The 24,604-nt window shown below is 37.7% G+C and carries 23 protein-coding genes; 8 read left to right on the forward strand and 15 right to left on the reverse strand.

Going from position 1 to position 24,604, the window contains the following annotated elements; all coding sequences use genetic code 11:
* Positions 1-85: 85 nt before the first annotated feature.
* Both fusA and fbaA read left to right on the forward strand, forming a co-directional pair.
* Positions 86-2,179 carry an elongation factor G gene (gene fusA / locus EOJ36_RS11535; RefSeq protein ID WP_127805539.1) on the forward strand — a complete coding sequence of 698 codons (2,094 nt, stop codon included), beginning with the start codon at positions 86-88 and terminating at the stop codon, positions 2,177-2,179.
* Between the two features lie 76 nt (positions 2,180-2,255).
* Complete coding sequence (gene fbaA / locus EOJ36_RS11540; protein ID WP_127805541.1) at positions 2,256-3,338, forward strand: class II fructose-bisphosphate aldolase; 1,083 nt, start codon at positions 2,256-2,258, stop codon at positions 3,336-3,338.
* Between the two features lie 143 nt (positions 3,339-3,481).
* Here fbaA and EOJ36_RS11545 read toward each other — a convergent pair whose 3' ends face one another.
* The 3 genes from EOJ36_RS11545 to lptB form a co-directional block, all read right to left on the reverse strand.
* Positions 3,482-3,832 carry a four helix bundle protein gene (locus tag EOJ36_RS11545; protein ID WP_127805543.1) on the reverse strand — a complete coding sequence of 117 codons (351 nt, stop codon included), beginning with the start codon at positions 3,830-3,832 and terminating at the stop codon, positions 3,482-3,484.
* Positions 3,833-4,031: 199 nt separating this feature from the next.
* The gene (locus tag EOJ36_RS11550) at positions 4,032-5,153 is read right to left on the reverse strand and encodes a trans-sulfuration enzyme family protein (RefSeq protein ID WP_127805545.1); all 1,122 of its coding nucleotides are present in this window, start codon (positions 5,151-5,153) and stop codon (positions 4,032-4,034) included.
* A 3-nt stretch (positions 5,154-5,156) separates the two neighbouring features.
* Positions 5,157-5,882 (reverse strand): LPS export ABC transporter ATP-binding protein, encoded by a 726-nt coding sequence (gene lptB / locus EOJ36_RS11555; protein ID WP_127805547.1) that lies wholly within the window; start codon positions 5,880-5,882, stop codon positions 5,157-5,159.
* A gap of 94 nt (positions 5,883-5,976) precedes the next feature.
* Here lptB and recJ point away from each other — a divergent pair, with 94 nt between their 5' ends.
* Positions 5,977-7,728 (forward strand): single-stranded-DNA-specific exonuclease RecJ, encoded by a 1,752-nt coding sequence (gene recJ / locus EOJ36_RS11560; RefSeq protein ID WP_238944486.1) that lies wholly within the window; start codon positions 5,977-5,979, stop codon positions 7,726-7,728.
* A 60-nt stretch (positions 7,729-7,788) separates the two neighbouring features.
* The gene (gene thrC / locus EOJ36_RS11565; protein WP_127805551.1) at positions 7,789-9,099 is read left to right on the forward strand and encodes a threonine synthase; all 1,311 of its coding nucleotides are present in this window, start codon (positions 7,789-7,791) and stop codon (positions 9,097-9,099) included.
* A gap of 3 nt (positions 9,100-9,102) precedes the next feature.
* Here thrC and EOJ36_RS11570 read toward each other — a convergent pair whose 3' ends face one another.
* From EOJ36_RS11570 to hemB, 9 genes are all read right to left on the reverse strand, one after another.
* Positions 9,103-9,462: a hypothetical protein gene (locus EOJ36_RS11570; protein WP_127805553.1), complete on the reverse strand. Its 360-nt coding sequence runs from the start codon at positions 9,460-9,462 to the stop codon at positions 9,103-9,105.
* Positions 9,463-9,604: 142 nt separating this feature from the next.
* The gene (locus tag EOJ36_RS11575) at positions 9,605-10,312 is read right to left on the reverse strand and encodes a 2-phosphosulfolactate phosphatase (RefSeq protein ID WP_127805555.1); all 708 of its coding nucleotides are present in this window, start codon (positions 10,310-10,312) and stop codon (positions 9,605-9,607) included.
* A complete protein-coding gene (gene gcvT, locus EOJ36_RS11580) occupies positions 10,309-11,403 on the reverse strand; it encodes a glycine cleavage system aminomethyltransferase GcvT (protein ID WP_127805556.1) in 1,095 nt (364 codons plus the stop codon). Before gcvT ends, EOJ36_RS11575 begins: the two co-directional genes overlap by 4 nt.
* Before the next feature lie 3 nt (positions 11,404-11,406).
* Complete coding sequence (locus EOJ36_RS11585) at positions 11,407-12,396, reverse strand: M28 family peptidase (RefSeq protein WP_127805558.1); 990 nt, start codon at positions 12,394-12,396, stop codon at positions 11,407-11,409.
* 7 nt (positions 12,397-12,403) lie between these two features.
* Positions 12,404-12,916 (reverse strand): T9SS type A sorting domain-containing protein, encoded by a 513-nt coding sequence (locus tag EOJ36_RS11590; protein WP_127805560.1) that lies wholly within the window; start codon positions 12,914-12,916, stop codon positions 12,404-12,406.
* 41 nt (positions 12,917-12,957) lie between these two features.
* Complete coding sequence (locus tag EOJ36_RS11595) at positions 12,958-13,800, reverse strand: alpha/beta fold hydrolase (protein WP_127805562.1); 843 nt, start codon at positions 13,798-13,800, stop codon at positions 12,958-12,960.
* Positions 13,801-13,910: 110 nt separating this feature from the next.
* Positions 13,911-14,264 carry a 50S ribosomal protein L19 gene (rplS, locus tag EOJ36_RS11600; RefSeq protein WP_127805564.1) on the reverse strand — a complete coding sequence of 118 codons (354 nt, stop codon included), beginning with the start codon at positions 14,262-14,264 and terminating at the stop codon, positions 13,911-13,913.
* A gap of 128 nt (positions 14,265-14,392) precedes the next feature.
* Positions 14,393-15,559, reverse strand: coding sequence for an AIR synthase related protein (locus tag EOJ36_RS11605; RefSeq protein ID WP_127805566.1), 1,167 nt, complete (start codon positions 15,557-15,559; stop codon positions 14,393-14,395).
* A gap of 1 nt (position 15,560) precedes the next feature.
* On the reverse strand, positions 15,561-16,538 hold the full coding sequence (gene hemB, locus EOJ36_RS11610) for a porphobilinogen synthase (RefSeq protein ID WP_127805653.1): 978 nt from the start codon (positions 16,536-16,538) through the stop codon (positions 15,561-15,563).
* Between the two features lie 72 nt (positions 16,539-16,610).
* On the opposite strand from hemB, the gene EOJ36_RS11615 reads away from it, so the two are divergent.
* Together EOJ36_RS11615 and EOJ36_RS11620 are read left to right on the forward strand one after the other, a co-directional pair.
* Complete coding sequence (locus EOJ36_RS11615; protein WP_127805568.1) at positions 16,611-17,732, forward strand: glycerate kinase; 1,122 nt, start codon at positions 16,611-16,613, stop codon at positions 17,730-17,732.
* Positions 17,719-18,237 (forward strand): GNAT family N-acetyltransferase, encoded by a 519-nt coding sequence (locus EOJ36_RS11620; protein WP_127805570.1) that lies wholly within the window; start codon positions 17,719-17,721, stop codon positions 18,235-18,237. The genes EOJ36_RS11615 and EOJ36_RS11620 overlap by 14 nt, the downstream gene beginning before the upstream one ends.
* Before the next feature lie 4 nt (positions 18,238-18,241).
* Here the strand turns inward: EOJ36_RS11620 and nagA are convergent, their stop codons facing one another.
* Both nagA and ggt read right to left on the reverse strand, forming a co-directional pair.
* A complete protein-coding gene (gene nagA / locus EOJ36_RS11625) occupies positions 18,242-19,300 on the reverse strand; it encodes an N-acetylglucosamine-6-phosphate deacetylase (protein ID WP_164847904.1) in 1,059 nt (352 codons plus the stop codon).
* Position 19,301: 1 nt separating this feature from the next.
* Complete coding sequence (gene ggt, locus EOJ36_RS11630; protein WP_127805574.1) at positions 19,302-21,029, reverse strand: gamma-glutamyltransferase; 1,728 nt, start codon at positions 21,027-21,029, stop codon at positions 19,302-19,304.
* A 243-nt stretch (positions 21,030-21,272) separates the two neighbouring features.
* On the opposite strand from ggt, the gene EOJ36_RS11635 reads away from it, so the two are divergent.
* Both EOJ36_RS11635 and EOJ36_RS11640 read left to right on the forward strand, forming a co-directional pair.
* Positions 21,273-22,079, forward strand: a complete 807-nt coding sequence (locus EOJ36_RS11635; RefSeq protein WP_127805576.1) for a UDP-2,3-diacylglucosamine diphosphatase — start codon at positions 21,273-21,275, stop codon at positions 22,077-22,079.
* A 1-nt stretch (position 22,080) separates the two neighbouring features.
* Positions 22,081-23,229, forward strand: coding sequence for a glycosyltransferase family protein (locus tag EOJ36_RS11640; RefSeq protein WP_127805578.1), 1,149 nt, complete (start codon positions 22,081-22,083; stop codon positions 23,227-23,229).
* Positions 23,230-23,253: 24 nt separating this feature from the next.
* Here the strand turns inward: EOJ36_RS11640 and EOJ36_RS11645 are convergent, their stop codons facing one another.
* Positions 23,254-24,597, reverse strand: a complete 1,344-nt coding sequence (locus tag EOJ36_RS11645; RefSeq protein ID WP_127805580.1) for a hypothetical protein — start codon at positions 24,595-24,597, stop codon at positions 23,254-23,256.
* Positions 24,598-24,604: the final 7 nt, after the last annotated feature.

Consider the following 24,604-nt stretch of genomic DNA (forward strand, 5'->3'; position numbering starts at 1 on the left):
TTAAACGAAAATTAATTTTTTAATTGTCCAAGGACTTGATAATTAAAGCATAAACAAAAGAATTCTTATAATCAACATTTAAAAAATGGCACGCGACCTAAAATTTACCAGAAACATTGGTATTGCAGCCCACATTGATGCGGGTAAAACAACCACCACAGAACGTATCCTGTATTATGCAGGTGTTAGCCACAAAATTGGTGAGGTTCACGATGGTGCAGCAACAATGGACTGGATGGAGCAAGAGCAAGAGCGTGGTATCACTATCACATCTGCTGCAACTACGGTTTCTTGGAACTACCGTAACCAACCTTATCACGTAAACATCATTGACACTCCGGGTCACGTTGACTTTACAGTGGAAGTAAACCGTTCTCTTCGTGTATTGGATGGTTTGGTATTCTTATTCTCAGCAGTAGATGGTGTTGAGCCACAGTCAGAAACTAACTGGCGTTTGGCTAACAACTACAACGTACCAAGAATTGGTTTCGTTAACAAAATGGACCGTTCAGGTGCAGACTTCTTAAACGTTTGCCGTCAGGTAAAAGAAATGTTAGGAAGCTACGCAGTACCTTTGCAATTGCCAATTGGTGCTGAAGATAAATTTGAAGGAGTAGTTGACTTAGTTAACTTCCGTGGTATCAAGTGGAATGAGCATGATAAAGGTATGACTTTCACTGAGGTTCCAATTCCAGATGATATGTTGGATGAGGCAACTGAATACCGTGAAAAATTATTAGAAGCAGTAGCTGAATTTGATGAGTCTTTGATGGAAAAATACTTCGAAGATCCAACTTCAATTACTGAAGACGAAATCTTAGCTGCATTACGTCAAGCTACAATTTCAATGAAAATCGTTCCAATGTTATGTGGTTCTTCTTTCAAAAACAAAGGAGTTCAAACAATGTTGGATTACGTAATGGCGATTTTACCATCTCCATTAGACAAAGAAAGTATCAAAGGAACAGATCCAAACACGGGTGCTGAAATCGAAAGAAAGCCAACTGAAGATGGTCCGTTCTCTGCATTAGCATTTAAAATTGCAACTGACCCATATGTTGGTCGTTTGTGTTTCATCCGTGCGTATTCAGGTGGATTGGATGCAGGTTCTTACATCTTGAACAACCGTTCTGGAAATAAGGAGCGTATTTCTCGTATCTTCCAAATGCACGCTAACAAACAAAATTCAATTGAGCGCTTAGGTGCTGGTGATATTGGTGCGGTAGTAGGTTTCAAAGACATCAAGACAGGAGATACTCTTTCTGATGAGAAAAACCCAATCGTATTAGAGGCAATGGAATTCCCAGAGCCAGTAATCGGTTACGCAATTGAGCCTAAGAAAACAGCTGATGCTGACAACTTCTCAAAAGCAATCACTAAATTGATCGAAGAGGATCCAACTTTACAGGTAGAGTCTAACGAAGAAACAGGACAAACTATCATCAAAGGTATGGGTGAGCTTCACTTAGAAATCATTATCGACCGTATGCGTCGTGAGTTCAAAGTTGAAGTTAACCAAGGTGCTCCTCAAGTAGCATACAAAGAGGCTTTAACAAAAACTACTGAACACCGTGAGGTTTACAAGAAACAGTCGGGTGGTCGTGGTAAATTTGCTGATATCGTATTTGAAATCGGACCAAGAGAAGATGAGAAATCTGGCTTAGAGTTCGTAAACAATATCGTAGGTGGTGTAATTCCAAGAGAATTTATCCCTGCAATCCAAAAAGGTTTCGAAGAAGCAATGAAAACAGGTGCTTTGGCTGGATACCCAATGGATTCAATGAAAGTTCGTTTGTTCCACGGATCCTTCCATGATGTCGATTCAGATTCACTATCTTTCGAATTGGCAGCAAGAATGGGTTACAAAGAAGCAGCGAAACAAGCAGGTGCTAAATTGATGGAGCCAATCATGGCTGTTGATATCGTTACTCCTGATGAGTATACTGGACCTATCACAGGTGACTTAAACCGTCGTCGTGGTATCATGAAAGGTATGGACTCTCGCCAAGGAGCTGTAATCTTAAAGGCTGATGTACCTTTATCTGAATTATTCGGATACGTGACTGACTTACGTACTATGTCGTCAGGTCGTGCAACAGCTTCCTTAACTTTCTCTCACTACGAATTCGTTCCGCAAAATATTGCTGAAGAAGTAGTGAAAAAAGCAAAAGGTTTATAATACAAAAATGAAAGCCTCCAAACGGAGGCTTTCGTTTTCTATCTCATTTAGTTTAATACCAAGATAATATTTCATTATGTCAAGTTTAGCAAACCAAAAAGGAGTTTTACACGGAGATGCCGTGCAAGAATTGTTTGAAATTGCGAAAAAGCATCAATTTGCTTTACCAGCAGTTAACGTTACAGGTACTGATACTGTTAATGGTGTTTTAGAGGCTGCAAAAGCTATCAATTCTCCAGTTATCATTCAGTTCTCAAACGGAGGTGCTCAGTTTTACGCTGGAAAATCTCTTCCAAATGGAAATCAAGAAGCATCGATTGCAGGAGCTATCTCTGGTGCACATCACGTACATCAATTAGCAGCAGTTTATGGTGTTCAAGTTATTTTACACACTGACCACTGTGCAAAGAAATTATTGCCTTGGTTAGACGGTTTGTTAGACGCAGGTGAAAAATTCTTTGCAGAAACTGGTAAGCCATTGTTCTCTTCTCACATGATTGACCTTTCTGAGGAGCCATTAGAGGAAAACCTTGAAATCTGTGCAAAGTATTTAGAGCGTATGGCTAAAATGGGTATGACGCTTGAAATTGAATTAGGTGTTACTGGTGGTGAGGAAGATGGTGTTGATAATTCAGACGTAGATTCATCAAAATTATATACACAACCAGAAGAGGTTGCTTATGCATATGAAGTATTAAGCAAAATCTCTCATCGTTTCACAATTGCTGCGGCATTTGGAAACGTACACGGTGTGTACAAGCCAGGAAACGTTAAATTAGAGCCGAAAATTTTGAGAAACTCTCAAGAGCACATCAAAGCGAAATACGGTTTGTCAGCTGAAAAGCCTATCAACTTTGTATTCCACGGTGGTTCAGGTTCTTCTCGTGAAGAAATCCGTGAGGCAATCTCCTACGGTGCTATCAAAATGAACATCGACACTGACTTACAGTGGGCGTTCTGGGAAGGTATCTTAAACTTCTACAAAGAAAAAGGAGATTACTTACAAGGACAAATCGGTAACCCAACTGGTGACGATGCTCCAAACAAGAAATACTACGATCCACGTGTTTGGTTGAGAAAAGGCGAAGAAACCTTCGTTGCTCGATTGAAAGAAGCATTCGAAGATTTGAATGCTGGGAATGTGAATCAATTCTTATAAAAAATTAGCCGCGAATAGCGGCTTTTTTTATTCTTAGAATATAGGAATTGAGGAATATAAGAATTGAGGAATATAGGAAAATAAGAATTGAGGAATTGAGGAATATAAGAATATAGGAATATAGGAATATGGGAATATAAGATTTAAATAATAATTTTGGAAATAAGCCCTATCAAAAGGGCAATAATATTTTTAACTAGTTCAAGTGCTTGTATTGCAGATTCTTCTGAAATTAATTTTAGATCTTTAAAAATTAATAACATAGAATTAACCTCATAAGTTGATCCAAGGGAGATATTTAGGAATCTGTTAAATTCTTTTTTTGATCTTCTGCCAAATCCTTCTGCAATATTATTTGAAATTGAAAGCACCGCCCGGTTTAATTGATCCCGATAAGAATACTCATTGATTTTTTTGGAAATAGGATAGGTTAAAACACTAAGTTCCTTAGCTCTTTCCCAAACGATTAATTCTTGAAATGATTTTATATACATTCCTAAAATTAATTTAATAAAGGGTGTAAATTGACATAAAAACTGATAACCTGAAATATTTAACAGAAAACTTATATTCCTATATTCCTCAATTCTTATTTTCCTATATTCCTCAATTCTTATATTCCTATATTCCCATATTCCTATATTCTTATATTCTTATATTCCTCAATTCTTATATTCCTCAATTCTTCAATTCCTATATTCTTAAACCCCAAAACTCCTGCTTCAAATCCTCCAAATCCTCCAATCCAATTGAAAAACGCAACAAATTACCTGGAGTAGTGCTTTGAGGACCTTCGATAGATTTGCGATGCTCCACCAAACTTTCCACTCCACCTAAAGAAGTTGCTTGTTTGAAAATAGTAAACTTTGAAGCCAATTGATGTGTTTCGGATTCTGATAATTTGAAACATACAGAAACCATACCAGATTGGCCATTTGGCATTTGCTTTTTGGCTAAATCATACTGAGGATGACTTGCTAAACCTGGATAATATACTTTTTCAACTAATGGATGAGTTTCCAAATATTTAGCTAATTCCAAGGCATTGCTACTATGTTGTTTCATTCGAACTGCTAAGGTTTTTAAACCACGGCACAACAAATAACAATCCATTGGATTGGGAGTTGCTCCCATCAAAATTTGAACACGCTGCATGCGCGCCGACCATTCATCCTCCTTTTTGTAAACCACCGCACCACTCAATACATCTGAATGCCCTCCAATGTATTTGGTACTGGCGTGCATAACAAAATCAGCTCCTAGGTCCAATGGATTTTGATAATAAGGAGTTGCAATTGTATTATCCACAGCAACCTTGATTCCTTTACTATGGGCTAATTTTGAAATAGTTTCAATGTCATGAATTTCCAACATGGGATTGGCAGGAGTTTCCAACCAAATTAATTTCGTATTGGGCTGAATAGCTTTTTCCACTGCATGTAAATCGGTCATATCTACCTGGGAAACCTCTAATCCCCAAGGACCTAAAATCTCCTCAGCTAATTTATAGGAGGCATAATAACCAACTTGGGGCATCAATAAATGATCTCCCTTTTTTAGGCATTGAAATATGGCATTTACAGCAGCTAATCCTGAAGAAAAGGCAAGAGCCCCTGCCCCATTTTCAAGCAGAGCCATGTTTTTTTCAAACAAATCACGATTGGGATTTGAGTTTCGAGAATACATGTGACCTTTTGGATAAGTCCCATCCGAATCCCGCTCAAAAGTAGTTGTCAAGTAAATTGGGGTAGCAATGGCATGTGCCGTTTCATCCAAAAAATGAACTCCTTGAACAACTTGCGTAGATTTTTTCATCACTTATTCTCTTAATTTGAAATGTTGACCTAAATACACCCGACGAACCTGCTCATCCTCTGCCAATTCTTTAGGACTACCAGCCTTTAAAATTCTACCTTCAAATAACAAATAGGCACGGTCTGTAATGGATAAGGTCTCATCTACATTGTGATCTGTGATGAGAATACCAATATTCTTATATTTTAATTTGGCTACAATGGTTTGGATTTCCTCCACAGCAATTGGGTCAACTCCTGCAAATGGTTCATCCAATAAGATAAATTTAGGATCAACAGCTAATGCGCGAGCAATTTCCGTTCTTCTTCTTTCCCCACCCGATAATACCTGACCTAAACTTTTCCGAACATGCGTCAAGGAAAATTCTTCCAATAAGGCTTCCGTTTTTTCTTTCTGCTCCGATTTAGTCAAAGTGGTCATTTCCAAAACGGCCAAAATATTTTCTTCCACGCTTAATGTTCTGAAAACAGATGCCTCTTGAGCCAAATAACCAATTCCTAATCGGGCTCTCTTGTACATGGGGAGGTCGGTAACATCCAAGTCATCTAAGAAAACCTTACCCTCATTGGGTTTAACAAGTCCTGTTGCAATGTAAAATGAAGTTGTTTTTCCGGCACCATTGGGCCCCAACAAACCAACTATTTCACCTTGTGCAACCTGGTAACTGATATGGTCATTGACCAATCGTTGACCGTATTTTTTCACTAAGTTTTCTGTGCGAAGAATCATAAGGAACAAAATTAAATATTTTGTCACATAAAAGATTATCAATCAACTGATAATTTGCAAAATGAGCTTTTTTTAGGCTTTCAATTATGTAATTTTGTTGAAAAGAATTGATATGTTGAAAGCAAAGAAAATATGGAATTTCGTACCTAAGGCCTCAGAAAGGGAAATTGAAAATTTAGGGGATGAATTACAAACGACCAAAAATCCCTATTTTCTGCAATTATTAATTTCTCGTGGCATCAAAAATTTTGACCAAGCGAAAGAATTTATGTTGCCACAAATCGAACTCCTTCACGACCCTTTTTTAATGAAGGATATGGATGTGGCAGTGGACCGACTTTCCATGGCCTTAGAAACCGGAGAAAAAATATTGATTTATGGTGACTATGACGTAGATGGCACAACTGCTGTATCAATTGTTTATAGTTATTTAAGTGAAGAATTGGGAGCCGATGTCGATTACTACATCCCTGATCGATACAAAGAAGGTTATGGCGTTTCACAAGCCGGAGTTGAATATGCAAGAGATAATGGTTATACGCTCATCATTTCGCTCGACTGCGGCATAAAAGCCCATGAAAGAGTTATTTGGTGTAAGGAAAACGAAATAGATTTCATCGTCTGCGACCACCATCTTCCGGAAGGAGACTTGCCAGAGGCAGTGGCCGTTTTAGATCCCAAAAGAAAAGATTGTCCCTACCCTTTTAAAGAACTCACAGGAGCGGGTGTAGGCTTCAAATTATTGATGGCCTTCGCAATGGCTCATGAATTAGATTTTGAGCCCATATACGAAAAATTAGACCTATTGGCCTGCTCAAATGCAGCCGATATGGTACCGATTATTGGCGAAAACAGAATATTGACCTATTTTGGTATGAAAAAATTGGACGAAAATCCTCGTCCGGGTTTAGCATATTTATTAACCAAAGCGGGTAGAAAAAGTCCCTATTCCATCACAGATGTAGTATTTTCAATCGCACCAGTGATTAATGCTGCAGGTAGAATGGACCATGCTTATGGTGCGGTAAAACTGTTGTTAGCACAAAATGCCGAAGAGGCGGCTGCATTGGCACAACCTGTGTTGAATCAAAATATTGAACGAAAAGCAGTTGAAAAAGCAATCACCAAACAAGCTTTGGAACAATTTGTCAAAGATGATTTCCTGCCAAATGCAAACTCAACTGTCATTTTTCATCCAGAATGGCACAAAGGAGTAGTGGGAATTGTAGCCAGTAAATTACAAGAACATTACTACCGACCAACCATTGTTTTAACCTTATCAAACGGACATGTTGTTGGATCAGCAAGGTCTGTGAAGGGATTTGATATTCACCATGCCTTGGAGCAATGTGCTGATTTATTATTGCAATTTGGGGGACATACCCACGCGGCAGGACTTCATTTGGAACAAGAAAATTTGCCAGAATTTATTCAACGATTTGACCAACTGGTTGCCAATTCTTTAAAAGAAAAAGAGCAAAAAGCTGAAGTTTTGATAGATGTTGAATTGCCTGTTTCTACACTTTCAATCAATTTTCAAGAAAAATTAATCAATCGCTTGGCCCCCTTTGGACCTGGAAATATGCAACCCTACTTTGTAAGTGAGGTTTATTTGCATGCTAGTCCGACAATTATGAAAGACGAGCACTTGAAATTGTTTTTAGGAGAACAACCAGAACTAAAACAAATTGAGGCAGTTGCCTTTGGCATGAGAAATTCTTACTATGAAGATTTAGTAGATGCCTTTCACCAACAAAAACCTTTTAAAATTGTTTATCATTTAGATATCAACGAGTTCAATGGGCGAAAATCAGTTCAGGCGAGAATTGTAGATATTGGAGAATAATTTGTTTCAGGGGCTTTAAATACCTAATTTTGCCCCTTAATGCGTATAAAGTGAATTAAGATGAAGTTATATAGTACAGCAGGTCAGAGTCCAGACGTAGATTTACAAGAAGCTATTTTCCGTGGATTACCTCCCGATAATGGTTTGTATATGCCAGAATCCATCCCAGTACTTCCTCAGGAATTTATTGACAATCTAGATCAGAAATCTATTCAAGAAATTGCTTTCGCTGTATGTAAAAACTTATTAGGAAATGATTTAACGGATGCTGAAATTTCATCAATCATCTCCAAATCCATTACCTTTGAAGCACCCATTGTAGAATTAGAGACAGGTACAGAGGTTTTGGAGTTATTCCATGGCCCATCCATGGCTTTTAAAGACTTTGGCGCTCGCTTCATGGCTGCCATCATGTCGCATTACCTTCAAAAAAGTCAGCAAGAAATCCGAATTTTAGTAGCCACCTCTGGAGACACTGGTGGGGCAGTGGCACAAGGATTTTACGATACTCCAGGAATTTCGGTCACAATTCTTTATCCCAAAGGAAAAGTTTCAGATATTCAAGAAAAGCAATTGACTACTTTGGACAAAAATGTTACAGCCCTAGAAATAGATGGCACATTTGACGATTGTCAGGCCTTGGTAAAACAAGCTTTTCTGGATGAAGAATTACGTTCTAAGTTTAATTTAGCATCTGCAAATTCTATTAATATTTCACGATTAATTCCTCAATCCTTTTATTATTTCTCGGCATACGCACAAGCAAAGAAAAAAGGTAATAAATTGCCGATTGTTTTTTCCGTTCCGAGTGGAAATTTTGGAAATTTAAGTGCAGGAATTATGGCCTATCAAATGGGATTACCCATTAAAGCATTTATTGCCGCTACAAATGTCAATAAAATAGTCCCAGATTTTTTAAAATCTGGGAAATACGAACCAAAGCCAAGCCAAGAAACGCTTTCAAATGCCATGGATGTTGGGAATCCGTCCAATTTTGTACGAATGCAGATTTTGGCAGGGGGAGAATTAGAAAAAATCCAAAATATCGTGAAGGGTTATCACACAGATGACGCAAAAACGCGCGAAACCATGAAAGAGGTGTTTGAGAAATACGATTACATCATGTGTCCACATACTGCAGTTGCCTATGACGGTCTCAAGCAATATCGCAAAGAGTTTGGTTCAGATAATTGTGGAATTATACTTTCTACTGCTCATTATGCCAAATTTCTACCTACAGTTGAGGGAACTTTAGGCCAAAAAGTGCTTATTCCAGCAAGATTAGAAGAATTGCTAGACAAACAAAAAGTCGCCATTTCTATGAACTGCGACTTTAAAGGCTTTAAAGAGTATTTACTAAAAGAACTTTAGAATTTAAAAAACATTAATTTTACTTCTTTCTTGATACAAGATTATTGCTTGAAGTATCAACATTACGATACCAGCACTTGGTTGGTGAGCGATAATTAGTTCAAACAATACGATATTTACTGCAATGGGTGCTAGAATTAATGAGCCCAAGGCTCTTTTTGAAGGGACTAATAAAAGTACTGCACCTATAATTTCAAAAATTTTTACAACAGCCATGTATCCAGTAGTTGTAAATAAATTCATAAAAACTGCCTGATTTCCTGTCATTGCCGGCATTTCCATCATTGGAAAGAAAAACATAAACGAAGAAAATAAGTACATAAATGCCGCTAGGTAGGTTGGAATGTTAGGGAGGAAGCGCATAGGAGTTAAAAGTTGAAAGTTGAAAGTTAAAAGTTGAAAGTTAAAAGTTAAAAGTTAAAAGTTGAAAGTTGAAAGTTGAAAAAAAATATTTAAAATTCAAAAATTTTGAATTCATATACATTACCTACTAAACCAAAATTTTTCAACTTTCCACTTTCAACTTTCCACTTAACCAAATTGGCAGCACAGCATATTTATCCTTTTCCAAACAAAATGCAATATCTTTTTCTATGCCTAATTTCAACAATCGATTTACATGAGAGGAGTTTTTAACTGCGGTTTGTAAGTCTTTTGAGGCGATATTATAATTTTGCCAAGCCATTAAGGCTGCATCATCTGCAACTTGATAATGTCCATTCAATTCATCTATAACGCAACCTGCAAAAAGCGTATCTTCTAAATTGGGTTTCCCTTTCCAACCAGCACATAGAACAAGTGCATCACCCTCCCAATTTTTTAAAGCTTCAACAACTTTACTCAAATTCAAAAATGCACCCACCATCAATAAGGGAGCTTTTTCAGCTCTTCTAATGGCTACAGTTCCATTGGTAGTAGTAACACATATTTTTGACCCTTTTACCTTTTCCACTTGGTAGGAAAAGGGTGAATTGTCAAAATCAAATCCCGCTGGAGTAATTCCGTTTCTTTCCGCTGAAATCAGATAGCCTTCTGCCTTTTTTGATTGACAAAAGTCAACATCCTCTACAGGTAGTATTTCTTGGGCGCCGTTTGCAAAGGCAGTTACCATGCAAGAAGTTGCTCTAAAAATATCAACAACCACAACGGCAGTATTTTCTAAGGAATATAAATGAATTAAATCTGGAGATAGGCAAACGTCTATTTTTCTCATTTATTCAAAAAGGGCGTTTTTACAATTTTTGCTTTTAAAACTCTATCACGAATGGCAATCATAATTTCAGTACCAATTTTAGCATTTTCAGTGGACACATAACCCATTCCAATGCCTAAATTCAAACTTGGCGACTGAGTTCCGGATGTAACCTCTCCAATCACATTCCCATCTTTATCTTGAATAGGATAATGTTGACGAGGAATACCACGATCGATCATTTCAAATCCAACTAATTTCTTTTGAGGACCTTCTTCTTTGATTTTCTGATGAATATCTTTCGCAATAAAATCCTTTTTGAATGAGGTTATCCAACCCAAACCAGCTTCAATTGGAGAGGTAGTATCATCTATATCATGTCCATACAGTGCATAGCCCATTTCGGTACGTAAGGTATCACGTGCCCCTAAGCCTACAGGTTTCATTTCAAATTCAGCTCCAGCTTCAAAAATAGCATTCCACATGGCAAGTGCATTTTCATTTTTCACGTAAATCTCAAAACCTCCTGCCCCTGTATAACCTGTATTAGAAATTATCACATCCGGGATTCCAGCCATTTCATCAATTTTGAAGGAATAATATTCCATCTCAGACAAATTAACTGCTGTCAATTTTTGAAGGGCCTTTATGGCATTAGGACCCTGAACGGCAAATAAAGAATACTCATCTGAAGCATTTTTCATTTCAACTCCAAACGTGTTTTTCGAAGAAATCCAATTCCAATCCTTCTCAATATTTGAAGCATTCACAACCAATAAATATTCATTTTCTTGGATTCGATAAACTAATAAATCATCTACAATCCCACCTGTTTCATTGGGCAAACAACTATATTGAACTTTACCATCCACCAATTTGGAGGCATCATTTGAACAAACGTATTGAATCAAATCCAATGCCTTGGTACCTGATAAAAAGAATTCCCCCATGTGGCTAACATCAAAAACTCCCACATTTGAGCGAACGCACAAATGCTCTTGTATCAGATTTGTATAAAGCACGGGCATATTATACCCTGCAAAAGGAACCATTTTAGCACCTAAACCCACATGAACGTCGTTTAGATGAACTTGTTTTAAATTTTCTTCCATAATTTATTCGCGATACAAAACCTGTAGTAAGGTTTGTCCAACTGCTTTAAGCGTATTTTTGTCGATGATTTGTAAATTATCTTGATGGGTATGATGGTAACTTGGAAACACATCATTTCCATTTTTAAGGTCAACGATATCAATCATTTGAATTTTTGCAATCTCATTTACGGAGGTATGGTCATCTGTAATTCCAGCCCCTGGTTCTGCAATAAAATAATTGCTATAGCCTAAATCGGCAGCAGCATTCCAAACATTTTGAACGATGCCGGCTGCATATTGCATAGAAGAACCTTCTTGAGGGAAAGTCGCACCTTTGGCACCAACCATATCTAGCAAAATGCCATAATAAGGCTTATAACCAACTGGAAACAAATTTTTTGACCAATATTGGGAACCTAATGCCCAGGAATTACCAGTTACGTCTTCTGTACTTCCTAAATCTTCCAAGTCGAACAATACGATGTCAACTCCCACATTTGGCTTTTCTTTTGCGAGGTTTAATTGTCGAGCTATTTCCAAAAGCACTCCCGGTCCCGAAGCACCATCACTTGCTGCATCTATTGCTTCATTTTTACGAACCGAATCTTTATCTGCCCAAGGTCTTGAATCCCAATGAGCTGCCAGCAGAATACGTTTAGATTTTTCAGGTGCAAATTGAGCCACGATATTATATCCTGTTAATGCTTTTCCCTCGTAAGAATTCTCTTTAAACTCTTGCAATTGAACTTGCCAACCTAATCGCTTAAATTCACTGATATACCAATCCTTACAAGAAGAATGAGCAGAGGACCCTGGAACTCTCGGCCCAAAATCAATTTGTTTTTTAACAAAATGGTAAGCAGAATCTTCGGAAAATGTGGGAGTTGTGACCACAGATGATGCAGAAATTGAAGATTCTGTAGATTTTGACTTATTATTAAAAAAGACGTAAAATATTCCTGATCCGAAAAAAACGACCAAGAGTAATAAGGCAATTTTGGAGCGATTCATTTAATTTTTACAATTCTTTAATCAAATTTGCTGAAAAAGGTTTTCCTTTATAAACAATATTCAAAATATAATTTCCAACCCTAATTTGAGATAAGGAACTAACGTTTATTTCATCGATATCTCCTGGATAAGTCTTTTCAAAAATCACATTTCCACCTAAATCATAAAGAACAACATAAGAATCTGAAACAGATTTCTGGGAGAATTTAATCGTAAATTTTTCCTTAAATGGATTTGGAAAGATTGTATAAGTAATTGGATTTACCTCTTCAATTTTTATATCAAGTCCAGACTTCTTGATACTTTTTACCAAAAAATTAGGCTGTTTAAATCCTTGTCGAAGCGTCACCCCATTTTTAGAAGAAGTACCTGAAATACTTTGTTGACCAATCACATGGCTATAATATTTTCCTTGACTATTAACTGTTGCACCGCCCGCTCCAATTGTAGAAGATTTGATGGTTTGTGCAATTGATCCGAGTGAAACAAATAATAAAAATATAAAAATTAATTTTTTCATAATGGTTGATTTTTATACAAAGGTACAGTTTTAATTTAGGTTTATTCCAACAAAAATTCGTATTCTTTCGGCACCAAATTCTTTTGCTTGAAGGGCTTGTTGAAAAATAATTCAATTTCCTTATTCATTCGAGCTGGCTCATCCCAAGAAATAAAATGATTGGCCATGCCAAACACATGAAAAGCCGCATTACCTAAACTTCGGTAAATTTTCAAACTGTGATCGAGCAAAATTAAATCATGATCCCCAGTGGCCACCATGATTGGAATTTTCACTTGATTAAAAGTTTTAAAATCATAATTTGGATAATCAATCATCATTTTCATGATGGCTAAATTATTTTTCTCTGTAGCTGTCTTTGGCTCTTGAGAATTTACAAATTTTCTTACACCACTGTCAAGTTTAGGATCTGTCGCATCCTTTGATGGGCTTAAATTTGCCCCATACGAAAACACTTTTCCAATTCTATTCGGGTAATCTCTGGCCAACAATAAGCCAATAATTCCCCCATCGCTCCATCCAAAAATATCTACATTGCTAATTTTCAAACTATCTAATAAAACCGCCCAATCTTTGGTTAGGATGTCATAATTATACTCCTGCCCTTCAATAAAGCTCGATTTCCCATGTCCACGCGAATCGGCAACATACACTTTTCTAGTTTTTTTGAAATGTGCAATTTGGTTTTTCATGTGCTCAATGGAGCCGCCGTTGCCATGAATTAACACCAAGGGTTTGCCTTGTCCATAGGTTTCTACATACATTTTAATTCCATTGATTTGAAAATACTTACCAGCAGATTTATTTTGTCCATAAGGTACCTTAGGCTGGGCAATGGTGGAAAACGTTAGAATTGATAACAAGAGTACAAGTAAATTTTTCATTTTGTAAGATTGATATATAAACAGAATATCAACAAGTTACTATTTTTTTATAACAACAAAAAGGCCATCCCTTTCGAGACGGCCTTCGGTTATAATAAATATCAAACCTATTATTTCTTCTTCTCCTTAACGCGAGCAGCTTTTCCTTGCTTACCTCTTAAGTAGAATAAACGAGCTCTACGTACTTTACCACGACGTAAAACTTCAATTTTATCAATATTTGGAGACAAAATTGGGAAGATACGCTCAACACCAATTCCGTTAGATACCTTACGTACTGTGAAAGTCTCACCCGCACCGTGGTTCTTTCTTTGAATAACTAAACCCTGGAAAACCTGGATACGCTCTTTGTTACCTTCACGAATTTTTACGTGAACGTTCAAAGTATCACCAGCACCAAAATTTGGGTGCTCAGCTCTACGGGCTGCGTTTTCTGACTCTACTAATTTAATTAAATCACTCATTGTCAATGTTTTTTATTGTGTGATTATCAGGGCTCAGCGGTCCACTTGTACTTAAGCTTTCCTGATTCGGGTTGCAAATATAGCAACATTTATTTTTTTATCAAAGTGTGTATCAAAGATTTACAAAATTAATACACAAATTCTCCTTTATTTGAACGAATCGTCAATTTCTTCACATCTGATGCCTCCACCCTTCCAACCACTTGCGCTGGAATACCAAATGAATTGGCGATAGCGATGATTTGATCCGCATATTTTGGGTCAATGTAAATTTCCAATCGATGACCCATATTGAACACCTGGTACATTTCTTTGAAATCTGTCCCAGATTCTTTTTGAATCATTTCAAACAAAACAGGCATTTCAAATAAATTATCTTTGATCACATGTACCTTGTCTACAAAATGTAAAACCTTTGTTTGGGCACCTCCAGAACAATGGACCATGCCATGGATGTGACCTCTCAATTCAGATAACAAAGCTTTTACCACAGGAGCGTAAGTTCTAGTAGGCGACAAAATCAATTGTCCCACGTTCAAAGGAGTCCCTGCAACGGGCTCCAATAGGTTTTTCGAACCCGAATACACCAAATCTCCTGGCACCTGAGGATCAAAACTTTCTGGATATTTTGTAGCTAAATAATTGCCTAATACATCGTGACGAGCTGAGGTCAAACCATTACTTCCCATGCCACCGTTATATTTTTTCTCATACGACGCTTGTCCATCTGAAGCCAAACCAATAATCACATCTCCTGCTTGAATATTTCCATTGGAAATGACGTCCGAACGTTTCATTCGGGCAATAACCGTACTATCTACAATAATAGTACGCACTAAATCACCCACATCTGCGGTTTCTCCCCCTGTACTGTGAATTCCAATCCCATTCTCGCGCAACATCTCCAAAACCTCTTCTGTTCCATTGATGATTTCGCCAATGACCTCTCCTGGAATTAAGTTTTTATTACGACCTATGGTTGATGAAAGCAACATTTGGTCAGTTGCACCTACGCAAATTAGGTCGTCGGTATTCATCACAACCGCGTCTTGAGCAATCCCTCTCCAAACCGATAAATCGCCAGTTTCTTTCCAATACAAATAGGCTAAAGACGATTTTGTACCAGCCCCATCTGCATGCATGATGTTGCAAAATGACTCATCTCCCCCTAAAATATCTGGAGAAATTTTACAAAAAGCTTGCGGAAACAAACCCTTGTCTAATTTAGAAATGGCTTTGTGAACATCTTCTTTAGCGGCAGAAACACCACGTTGCATGTATCGATTCGACGACATATTAATCTATTTTTAATTGGGCAAATTCTTTGGCAAAATACGTCAGGATTACCTGAGCTCCTGCTCTTTTCATAGACAAAAGGCTTTCTATCATGGCTTTTTCGCCATCAATCCAACCATTCTGAGCGGCGGCCTTTACCATTGCATATTCGCCAGAAACATTATAGGCAGCGATGGGTAAATCGCTGTTATCTTTCAACAAAGAAATAATATCTAAATAAGCCAATGCAGGCTTAACCATCAAAAAGTCTGCCCCTTCCTCCATGTCCAACATCGCCTCACGCAGAGCTTCACGCTTGTTGGCAGGATTCATCTGATAAGTTTTTTTATCTCCAAATTTTGGAGCTGACTCTAGGGCATCTCTAAATGGACCATAAAATGCAGATGCATATTTGGCCGTGTAAGCCATGATTCCCGTATTGGTAAATTCTGCATCATCTAAGGCATCACGGATAACCCCAACTCGACCGTCCATCATGTCCGAAGGACCAATCAATTTACTTCCTGCCTGAGCCTGTGCTACAGCCATATCAGCTAAAATAGGCAAGGTTTCGTCGTTGATAATTTGTCCGTTCTTCACCACACCATCATGTCCATCTGAACTGTAAGGGTCCATAGCCACGTCGGTTAGCATGACAATTTCTGGAAAACGCTGGTGAATTTGATAAATAGATTCTAAATAAATATTTCCACGTTTGATACTTTCTGAAGCCGTGGAATCTTTCTTACTTTCTGGAATTTGAGGAAACAAGGCAAAAGATTTAATCCCCAATTGTATGCAAGCATCCATTTCCTTCAAAAGAAGATCTAAGGTAAATCGAGAAATACCGGGCATAGACGCAATTGGTGTTTCCTTGTTGCTCCCCTCCATTACAAATAAAGGGTACATTAAATCTTTTACTGACAATCGATTTTCCTCCACCATAGAACGCATGACTGCATCTTGGCGATTTCTTCTAGGTCTTTGAATCATATCCATCAAATTAGCTTGCAATTTACAGAATTCTAAGGAAAAAGCCTTATTTTCAAGGCATCGTTTCGAACTGATTGAATGAACATTTTAATTTGTCCTGATAAATTCAAAGATTCTCTAAAGGCTTTTGATGTAGCAATAGCATTAAAGCAAGGAATTCAATCGGTTTTTCCAACCACCCATGTGCATTGTCTGCCTTTAGCTGATGGAGGAGAAGGAACTTTAGATGCAATAGAAAGCATTTTACCTGTTCAAAAAATCCGACTTACGGTACGGAATCCCTTATTCAAAAGCATAAAAGCCCATTATTTATTTGATGAGCAAAAGCACATTGCCTACATTGAAATGGCGCAAGCTTCAGGAATTGAATTATTACAGTCTGAGGATCGAAATCCGATGGAAACAAGCACCTATGGGACGGGGGAATTGATTTTGCATGCGATTCAAACGGGTGCTAAAAAAATCATATTATTTGTAGGCGGATCAGCGACAAATGATGGCGGCATGGGCATGGCATGTGCTTTGGGGTATGAATTTTTGGACATGGACAAACTTCCTTTGGAAGGAAAGGGTGCTAACTTACCATTAATTAATCAAGTGTCTGAGCCACAGTTGTCGCTGATGAAAAAAATTAAGGAAATAGCATTTTTTGTAGCGACGGATGTTTCAAATCCACTTCTTGGACAATCGGGTGCCTCCGCCGTTTTCGGCCCTCAAAAAGGAGCAACACTTGAAATAATTAGATATTTAGACAATGGTTTAAATAATTTGGATGAAATTTGTGTGAGGGATCTAAAAGTTGATCCAGAAATTAAAAATTCTGCAGGAGCAGGAGCAGCAGGAGGATTGGGAGCTGGGGCGCAATATTTTTTGAATGCAAAAATTATATCCGGAGCAGACTTTTTGTTAGAGAAATATAATTTCAAAGAATTGGTGAAAGACTTCGACCTCATCATCACGGGTGAGGGAAAAATCGATGAACAAACTTGGGATGGGAAACTAATTTCGAAGGTATTAGAAGCCGCAAAAAGGAAAAACATTCGATTGGTTTGCGGGATTTGCGAAACAGAAACACCTTATCCTACCTATGAAATCATAAAAAAAGCATCAGATAAAGAAGACGCATTAAAAAATGCTGCAATTTATTTAGAAAAAATTGGAGAAGAAATTGGCTTGGAGCTTACAAATGGAAAAAATTAAAATAATTAAAGTTGAACTACAGGACTTAGAACAATTACAAGAAATTGGTCGGAGAACTTTTTGGGAAACCTTTGCTGCAGTAAACACAGAGGAAAACATGACAAAATATTTATCAGAAGGGTTTTCAAATGAAAAATTAGGTGCTGAAATAAGAAACAAAAACAGTAGCTTCTATTTTGCCAAAATTGGAGATACAATTATTGGCTATTTAAAACTAAATATTAGCTCTGCACAAAATGAAATGTCGGACCAAAATTCTATTGAAATTGAACGAATTTATGTTTTAAAAGAATTTCATGGAAAAAAAGTTGGGCAGCTTCTTTACAATCAAGCGATACAGATTGCAAAAGAAAAAGGAGTTTCTTTTGTTTGGCTGGGAGTTTGGGAGGAGAACAAACGAGCCATTCATTTCTATGAAAAAAATGGTTTCACTGCATTTGATAAGCATATTTTTCTCCTAGGAGAGGATGCCCAAACTGATATTTTAATGAAACTTTTGCTTTAAACCATTAATCAATCCAATGGTAGGCCGACCACCTTTTACCAACTTCCAAAGTCCCCAATTCGTTTTCTAATCCAATTACTTCTGCTGGATACAAACTTCCCATTCGAACAGCCTCTTCCAAATCAATACCTACGTGCTTCACGCAATTTTCAATGGCTTCGTGCATCGTTAAGGCAGAACCAGAAAGTGTGCCTTGATCATTCGAAAACTTGCCATCTTTTTTGGCAAAATGATAAGGCCCAGAAAGATCCTCTGTCACAGCATCTGTAATTAAAAACAACCTATCACGCTTCAATTCTTTTGCCAACTTGACGGTTCCAAAATCGAGATGCAGGCCGTCTACAATGATACTTGCCCATATTTCATCATGCAATAAACTAGTTCCTGCAATCCCTAAAGCTCTACTTTGCCATTGCGACTGTGCATTGAACAAGTGGGTTATTTTATTAATTCCCTTTTCAAAAGCATGTTCAACTTGTGATTGTGTGGCATCTGAATGTCCGATCGAACAAATAATTGGACTTTGGATAATATAATCCAACAAATCTCCATCAAACATTTCCGGTGCGATGGTCATGTAAATTCGCAAATCACCTGCAAGTTGAATAATAGCATCTATCAATTGCTTTGTAGGTTTTTGCACAAACTCTTCCTTGTGTGCACCTCTCCGGATGGGATTAAAAAACGGCCCTTCCAAATGCAATCCTAATAGTCCAGGTCTACCTTCTTGTTGATATTGCTTGGCGGCGTCAATTGCTTTGAAAATCGATTCCTTTGGACTACAATTTAAAGTAATTTGAAAAAATTCTGTACCTGATTTACTATGTTCATCGTAAGTTGCTTGAATTGCCTCCACGGTTTGATGGTTTGAGAACAGAATTCCGTTTCCACCATACACTTGTAAATCGATAAAAGCAGGGCACAAAAAACCATTGGGATAATCCTTTACTTCTTTGTCGGGAATAAATTGAATCGCTTGAATAATTTCATTTTCAACAAGTATTTCAACCGGTCCCAACCATTCTTTCCCTGTAAAAACTTTACGAGCTGTTATTTTTTTCATGTTAATATCCTGCAGCTTGACCGTCTTTTCTTGATTCTGATGCTCCATAATACACCTTATTCAAAGGATCCCTTTTAATACATTGGTACCCTCCGTAAATTCCATTCATATAGCCCACTTGGTGGCCTTTTTGCATTAATGCCCGTATGGTTTCATAGGGAAATCCACTTTCTAGCGTAATCATCCCTCCTGTTGCTTCCATTTTTTCACCAGTGGGCTCTGAACTACCTTCGTGATTGATTCGAGGGGCATCCCCCGCTTCTTGAATATTCATTCCAAAATCTACCACATCCATCACAATTTGCACATGTCCCATGGGCTGAAAAGCGCCACCCATCACGCCAAAGCTCATTACCGGCTCGCCATTTTTGGTCATAAAAGCTGGTATAATGGTATGGAATGGTCTTTTACCGGGTGCGTATGTATTGTTTTCGCCCTCTTTTAGGCTGTATAATTCTCCCCGATCTTGGAACATAAATCCAAGTCCATCGGGCATCATACCTGACCCAAATCCGCGATAATTACTTTGAATCAAAGAAACCATGTTACCTTCTGCATCGGCAACAGTCATGTAAATGGTGTCCCCATCCTTTAAAGCGGGATTGCCTGCATTGATGGTTTTCAAGGCTTTATTTTCTTGAATTAGTTTCCTTCTTTCAGTTGCATATTCTTTTGAAATGAGGCTTTTGACAGGAATTTTGGCAAATTCTGGATCTGCATAATATTTTGCGCGATCTTCAAAAACTAGTTTTTTGGCTTCGGTAAACAAATGAATGTGTTCTGCAGTGCCGAACGGGATTTTAGAAAAATCATAGCCTTCCAAAATATTCAACATTTGCAAAGCGGCAATGCCTTGTCCGTTGGGTGGCAATTCCCATACATCAAATCCACGATAATTAGTTGAAACAGGATCTAACCAAGTGGAAGTATGAGACGCCAAATCTTCATAACTTAAAAATCCACCGTTTCGCTTCATGAATTCACCCATAGTTTTGGCCATTTCACCTTTATAAAAAGCATCTCGACCCCCTTTAGCAATTTTTTCCAAGGTATTTCCCAAATCCGGATTTTTAAACACTTCACCTTTCAAAGGCACTTTTCCATTTGGGTAGTAGTGATTAGCCACGTTTGGAAATTTACCATAATTGGCTTGCACCTTTGTTAATGCAGAAGCCAGTTCCTCATGTACAGGAAATCCATTTTTGGCATATGAAATTGCTTTTTCAAGGACTTTTTCCATTGGCATCTTACCAAATTTCTTATGCAATTCAAACCATGCATCTACTGCACCTGGGACAGAAACAGGGAGAGGACCAGTACTCGGAATATGGGTTAATCCTCTTTTTTTAAATTCTTCTAGGGTCAATGATTTTGGAGAACGCCCCGAACCATTTAATCCATATAATTTCTTAGTTTTCGCATCCCAAACAATGGCAAATAAATCGCCCCCAATACCATTTACATGCGGCTCCACCACCCCTTCCATCGCATTAGCGGCAATAGCGGCATCAATTGCTGTCCCACCTGCTTTTAAAATATCCAATGCTACTTGAGTAGACAGCGGATGAGATGTTGCAGCCATTCCGTATTGGGCAATTACTTCCGAGCGAGTCGCCCAAAGTTTGCCAGTGGGGCGATCCTGGGAAAATGAGGGATGAGGTAAGAGGTAAGAGGTAAGAGGTAAGAGGTAAAAGGTAATAGAGAAGATGTATGATGTAAGTTTTTTCATAGTTTGAGGATTTTTGGCAAGATATTTTAAAATTATGAATTATGAGTTATGAATTATGAGGAAACTACTAAAGACACCAAAATTACTAATGGATTTAAATCATAACCCATAACTCATAACCCATAACCCATAACTCATAACCCATAACTCATAACTCATAACCCATAACTCATAACCCATAATTCATAATTCAATAACATTCAGTTAATACGAGTTTCCGATTTTTGTAAAAAAACTAACACCATGTCATTCAATAACTTAACAACCTACAAAACAATTGTTATTTCTGACATTCACTTAGGTAGCTCAGGGTCAAAAGCAAAGGAGGTTAACGACTTCTTGAAATCCAATTCTTGCGACAAACTTATTTTAAATGGCGACATCATTGATGGTTGGCAATTAAAAAAGGGCGGCGTTTGGAAGAAAAAACATACTGGTTTTTTCAGAGCTGTTTTGAAAATGATGGATAAATATGACACGGAAGTAATTTATCTACGAGGGAATCACGATGATTTTTTGGATCAAATTATTCCTTTTAAAATTGGCAAACAATTTTCTATCCGTAGAGATTATATGTTGAATTCATTTGGTAAAAAATATTTGGTCATTCACGGAGATATATTTGACAGTATTACAAGTCAAATGAAATGGTTGGCTTACTTGGGCGACATTGGATATACTTTTTTATTATGGTTAAATAAATGGTACAATCAATACCGTGAATGGAGAGGAAAACCCTATTTTTCCTTGTCGCAAACCATTAAACAGAAAGTAAAATTGGCCGTAAATTTCATTTCTGATTTTGAAGAAAAACTTTCAGAATTAGCTTTAGCAAAAGAGGCGCATGGAATTATATGTGGACACATTCACAAGCCAGAAATCAAGGATATTGGAAACATTAAATACATGAACTCTGGCGATTGGGTGGAGTCGATGTCGGCCTTGGTAGAAACCCATCAAGGTGAATGGAAATTGGTTTATCATGAACCCAATCAAAAAATAGAATTTGAATTAGATTCAATCTTAGCGCCAAAAGTTATCAGTAAATAATATGGCAAAATACCTATTTACCATTCAAGGAGAAGGCAGGGGACATTTAACCCAAGCAATTTCCTTAACTCAATTGCTTACAGAGGCCGGACATGAGGTGGTAGGATATGCAGTAGGAACCTTTGAAAATCGTAAAATACCTAACTTTTTTTTGGACGTAATAGGCAACAAGCCACTCATTCAATACGAGGCCCCTTCAATCATCTATGGCGCAGGTCGTTCGGTAAAGTTAGGCGCTACTGCCATGCAAGCCTTTAAAAAATTTAAAATATTTAGAAATTCTGCTAAAAAACTTGGCAATTTTATAGATGAACTGCAACCCGATAGTATTGTCAATTTTTACGAATCAATCACCGGTTTGTATTTTTTTACTAGTAAGTCGAAAATTCCATGTGTTTCCATTGGACACCAGTATTTATTGTTGAACAAAAATTTTGTAACCATCAAGGAAAAGGCAATTGACCGATTTTTATTGAACATCAATACGAAAATTACGGCCTACGGCTCACAAAAATTCTTGGGACTATCTTTTGCTCCTTTAAAAAACGATGAAAAAAAGAAAATATATACCGTACCACCTCTTTTAAGATCTGATGTAAAAGAAATAAAAACTTGCAATGAAGGTTCTTGGTTGGCTTATTTGACACACTATCGATTAGCAGATGAAATTGCAGTTTGGCATTTGCATAATCCAGACGTTAAAATTGATTGTTTTTGGGATCATCCGGAAATAAAAGAAACGTTTGAATATTCACCAAATTTAACCTTTCACCCGATTGATGCGGTAAAATATTTGGATAAGATGTCGAAATGCGCTGGTTTGATTTCCACAGCAGGATTCGAATCTGTTGCAGAAGCTATGTATTTAGGAAAACCTGTTATGATGGTTCCTGTTCCTAATCATGTTGAACAGATGATCAATGCCTTTGATGGAGAACGTGCTGGAGCAGGATTTGCTGCTGAAAATTTCGATTTAGACCTTATGGCAGAATACCTTCCACATCACGAGTCTATCGAAGGGCAATTTCATTGGTGGTGCAAGAAGGGGAAGAATTTGATGTTGGGGCATTTGGAATCACTTTACCTCCCCCCAGCCCCCTCCTTCGCAAGGAGGGGGTGGCTTCGGTCCCTGAGCTTGTCGAAGGGCTGAAACCGGGGGCGGTCAATACCTCACTTATATAAACACCTGCATCTGTAGCGTCACAGTTCCCAAACGGTCTCCCGCTTTAATTTCACTATTTTCTACTTTATAGCTTGGGCGATTTTGGTAGTCGAGCGACAATTTCGATTTGTTGCCGTTTAGGTAATAATTAATTCCTAGATTAAATGTATTTGTAGGTAATCCATTTAGGCGGTCATAAGATGCCAAGGTAGCTGCTGCATAGGGCATCCAACGATTGGCTAATCCTTTCGTTTGGGAAGGCAACATATAGCCAATTTGCGAATAAATCACGTTTCCTGTCCCGAACATTGGATAAGCATTGCCATAAGTTGGCCCTTGACTTGTAATTGAATTGGACGCAGTTAAAGTTGTACCTGTGGCTGGATTCATCGCTCCATTGTAACGCAAATAATTGTTTCCATAATTGGTATTGAAATAGCCCAAATAAGCAGAAATCATTGAGTTTTTAGTCCCTACGGGCATGTCTAAAAAGCTTTCTATAGCCACATGTTGCATGGCTTGATAAAGCGTATCCCCCGATGCTGATTTGCTCCACATGGCATTCGGTTGATAAGCGCCACCAATAGCAACATTAAAGATTTTTTTACTTCCTAAATAAGTACCATTCATATAAGGAGTGGTATGATTTTCGTGGTCAAAAAACTGGTAAATTAAATATCCAGCGGTTTGTAAACTGTGTCCTTTTGTAGCAAAATTAGAAACAGTTGATAAGGCTGGAGGCGTTTGTCCATTGGAAGTTACCGGGAAAGGATCACTCAAAACCGCACGATAATCGAATTTACCGACTTGTCCACGTGCGTAAATGCTTAATTTTCTTGAAAACTGGTCGATTTGGTCCACCGTTGTTTGTGCAAAAACGGGCACATCAGTGGTTAAAATAGTTCCAATACTTGGTTGAGAAAAACGTGATATTCCATTGGCGATGGTTAGGCCTCCACCAATTTTCAATTGATTACCTGAACTTACACGATATTCTCCTAGGGCATCATGGAAGAATGGGGCAATTTTTCGATTCGAGGTGGAATTGTACATCGAATTGAAATTGTTTTGACCAAATTGGAAATAAACAAAAGTACGATCAGTAATTTGCCCAAACAGTTGCATACGAGTTCTACGCAGCCCAATGTCAAAAGTATTAGCCTGTGGGTCACCAATAACGGTTGTCCCAGGATTACTTTGATTGAAACGCAACCAGGCTTGATTCAGAAAGGTTACTTGGAAAAAACGAGAACCTGATTCGTTTAACTTGTATTTCAAAGCTTCAGATTCTACAGCTGTTTGAGCGGAAAGGGATAGACTAAAAAAAGTACAAAATCCCAAAATTACTTTTTTCATACATTGG

It is taken from the genome of Sandaracinomonas limnophila, from assembly GCF_004005965.1.
GTDB lineage: Bacteria > Bacteroidota > Bacteroidia > Cytophagales > Spirosomataceae > Sandaracinomonas > Sandaracinomonas limnophila.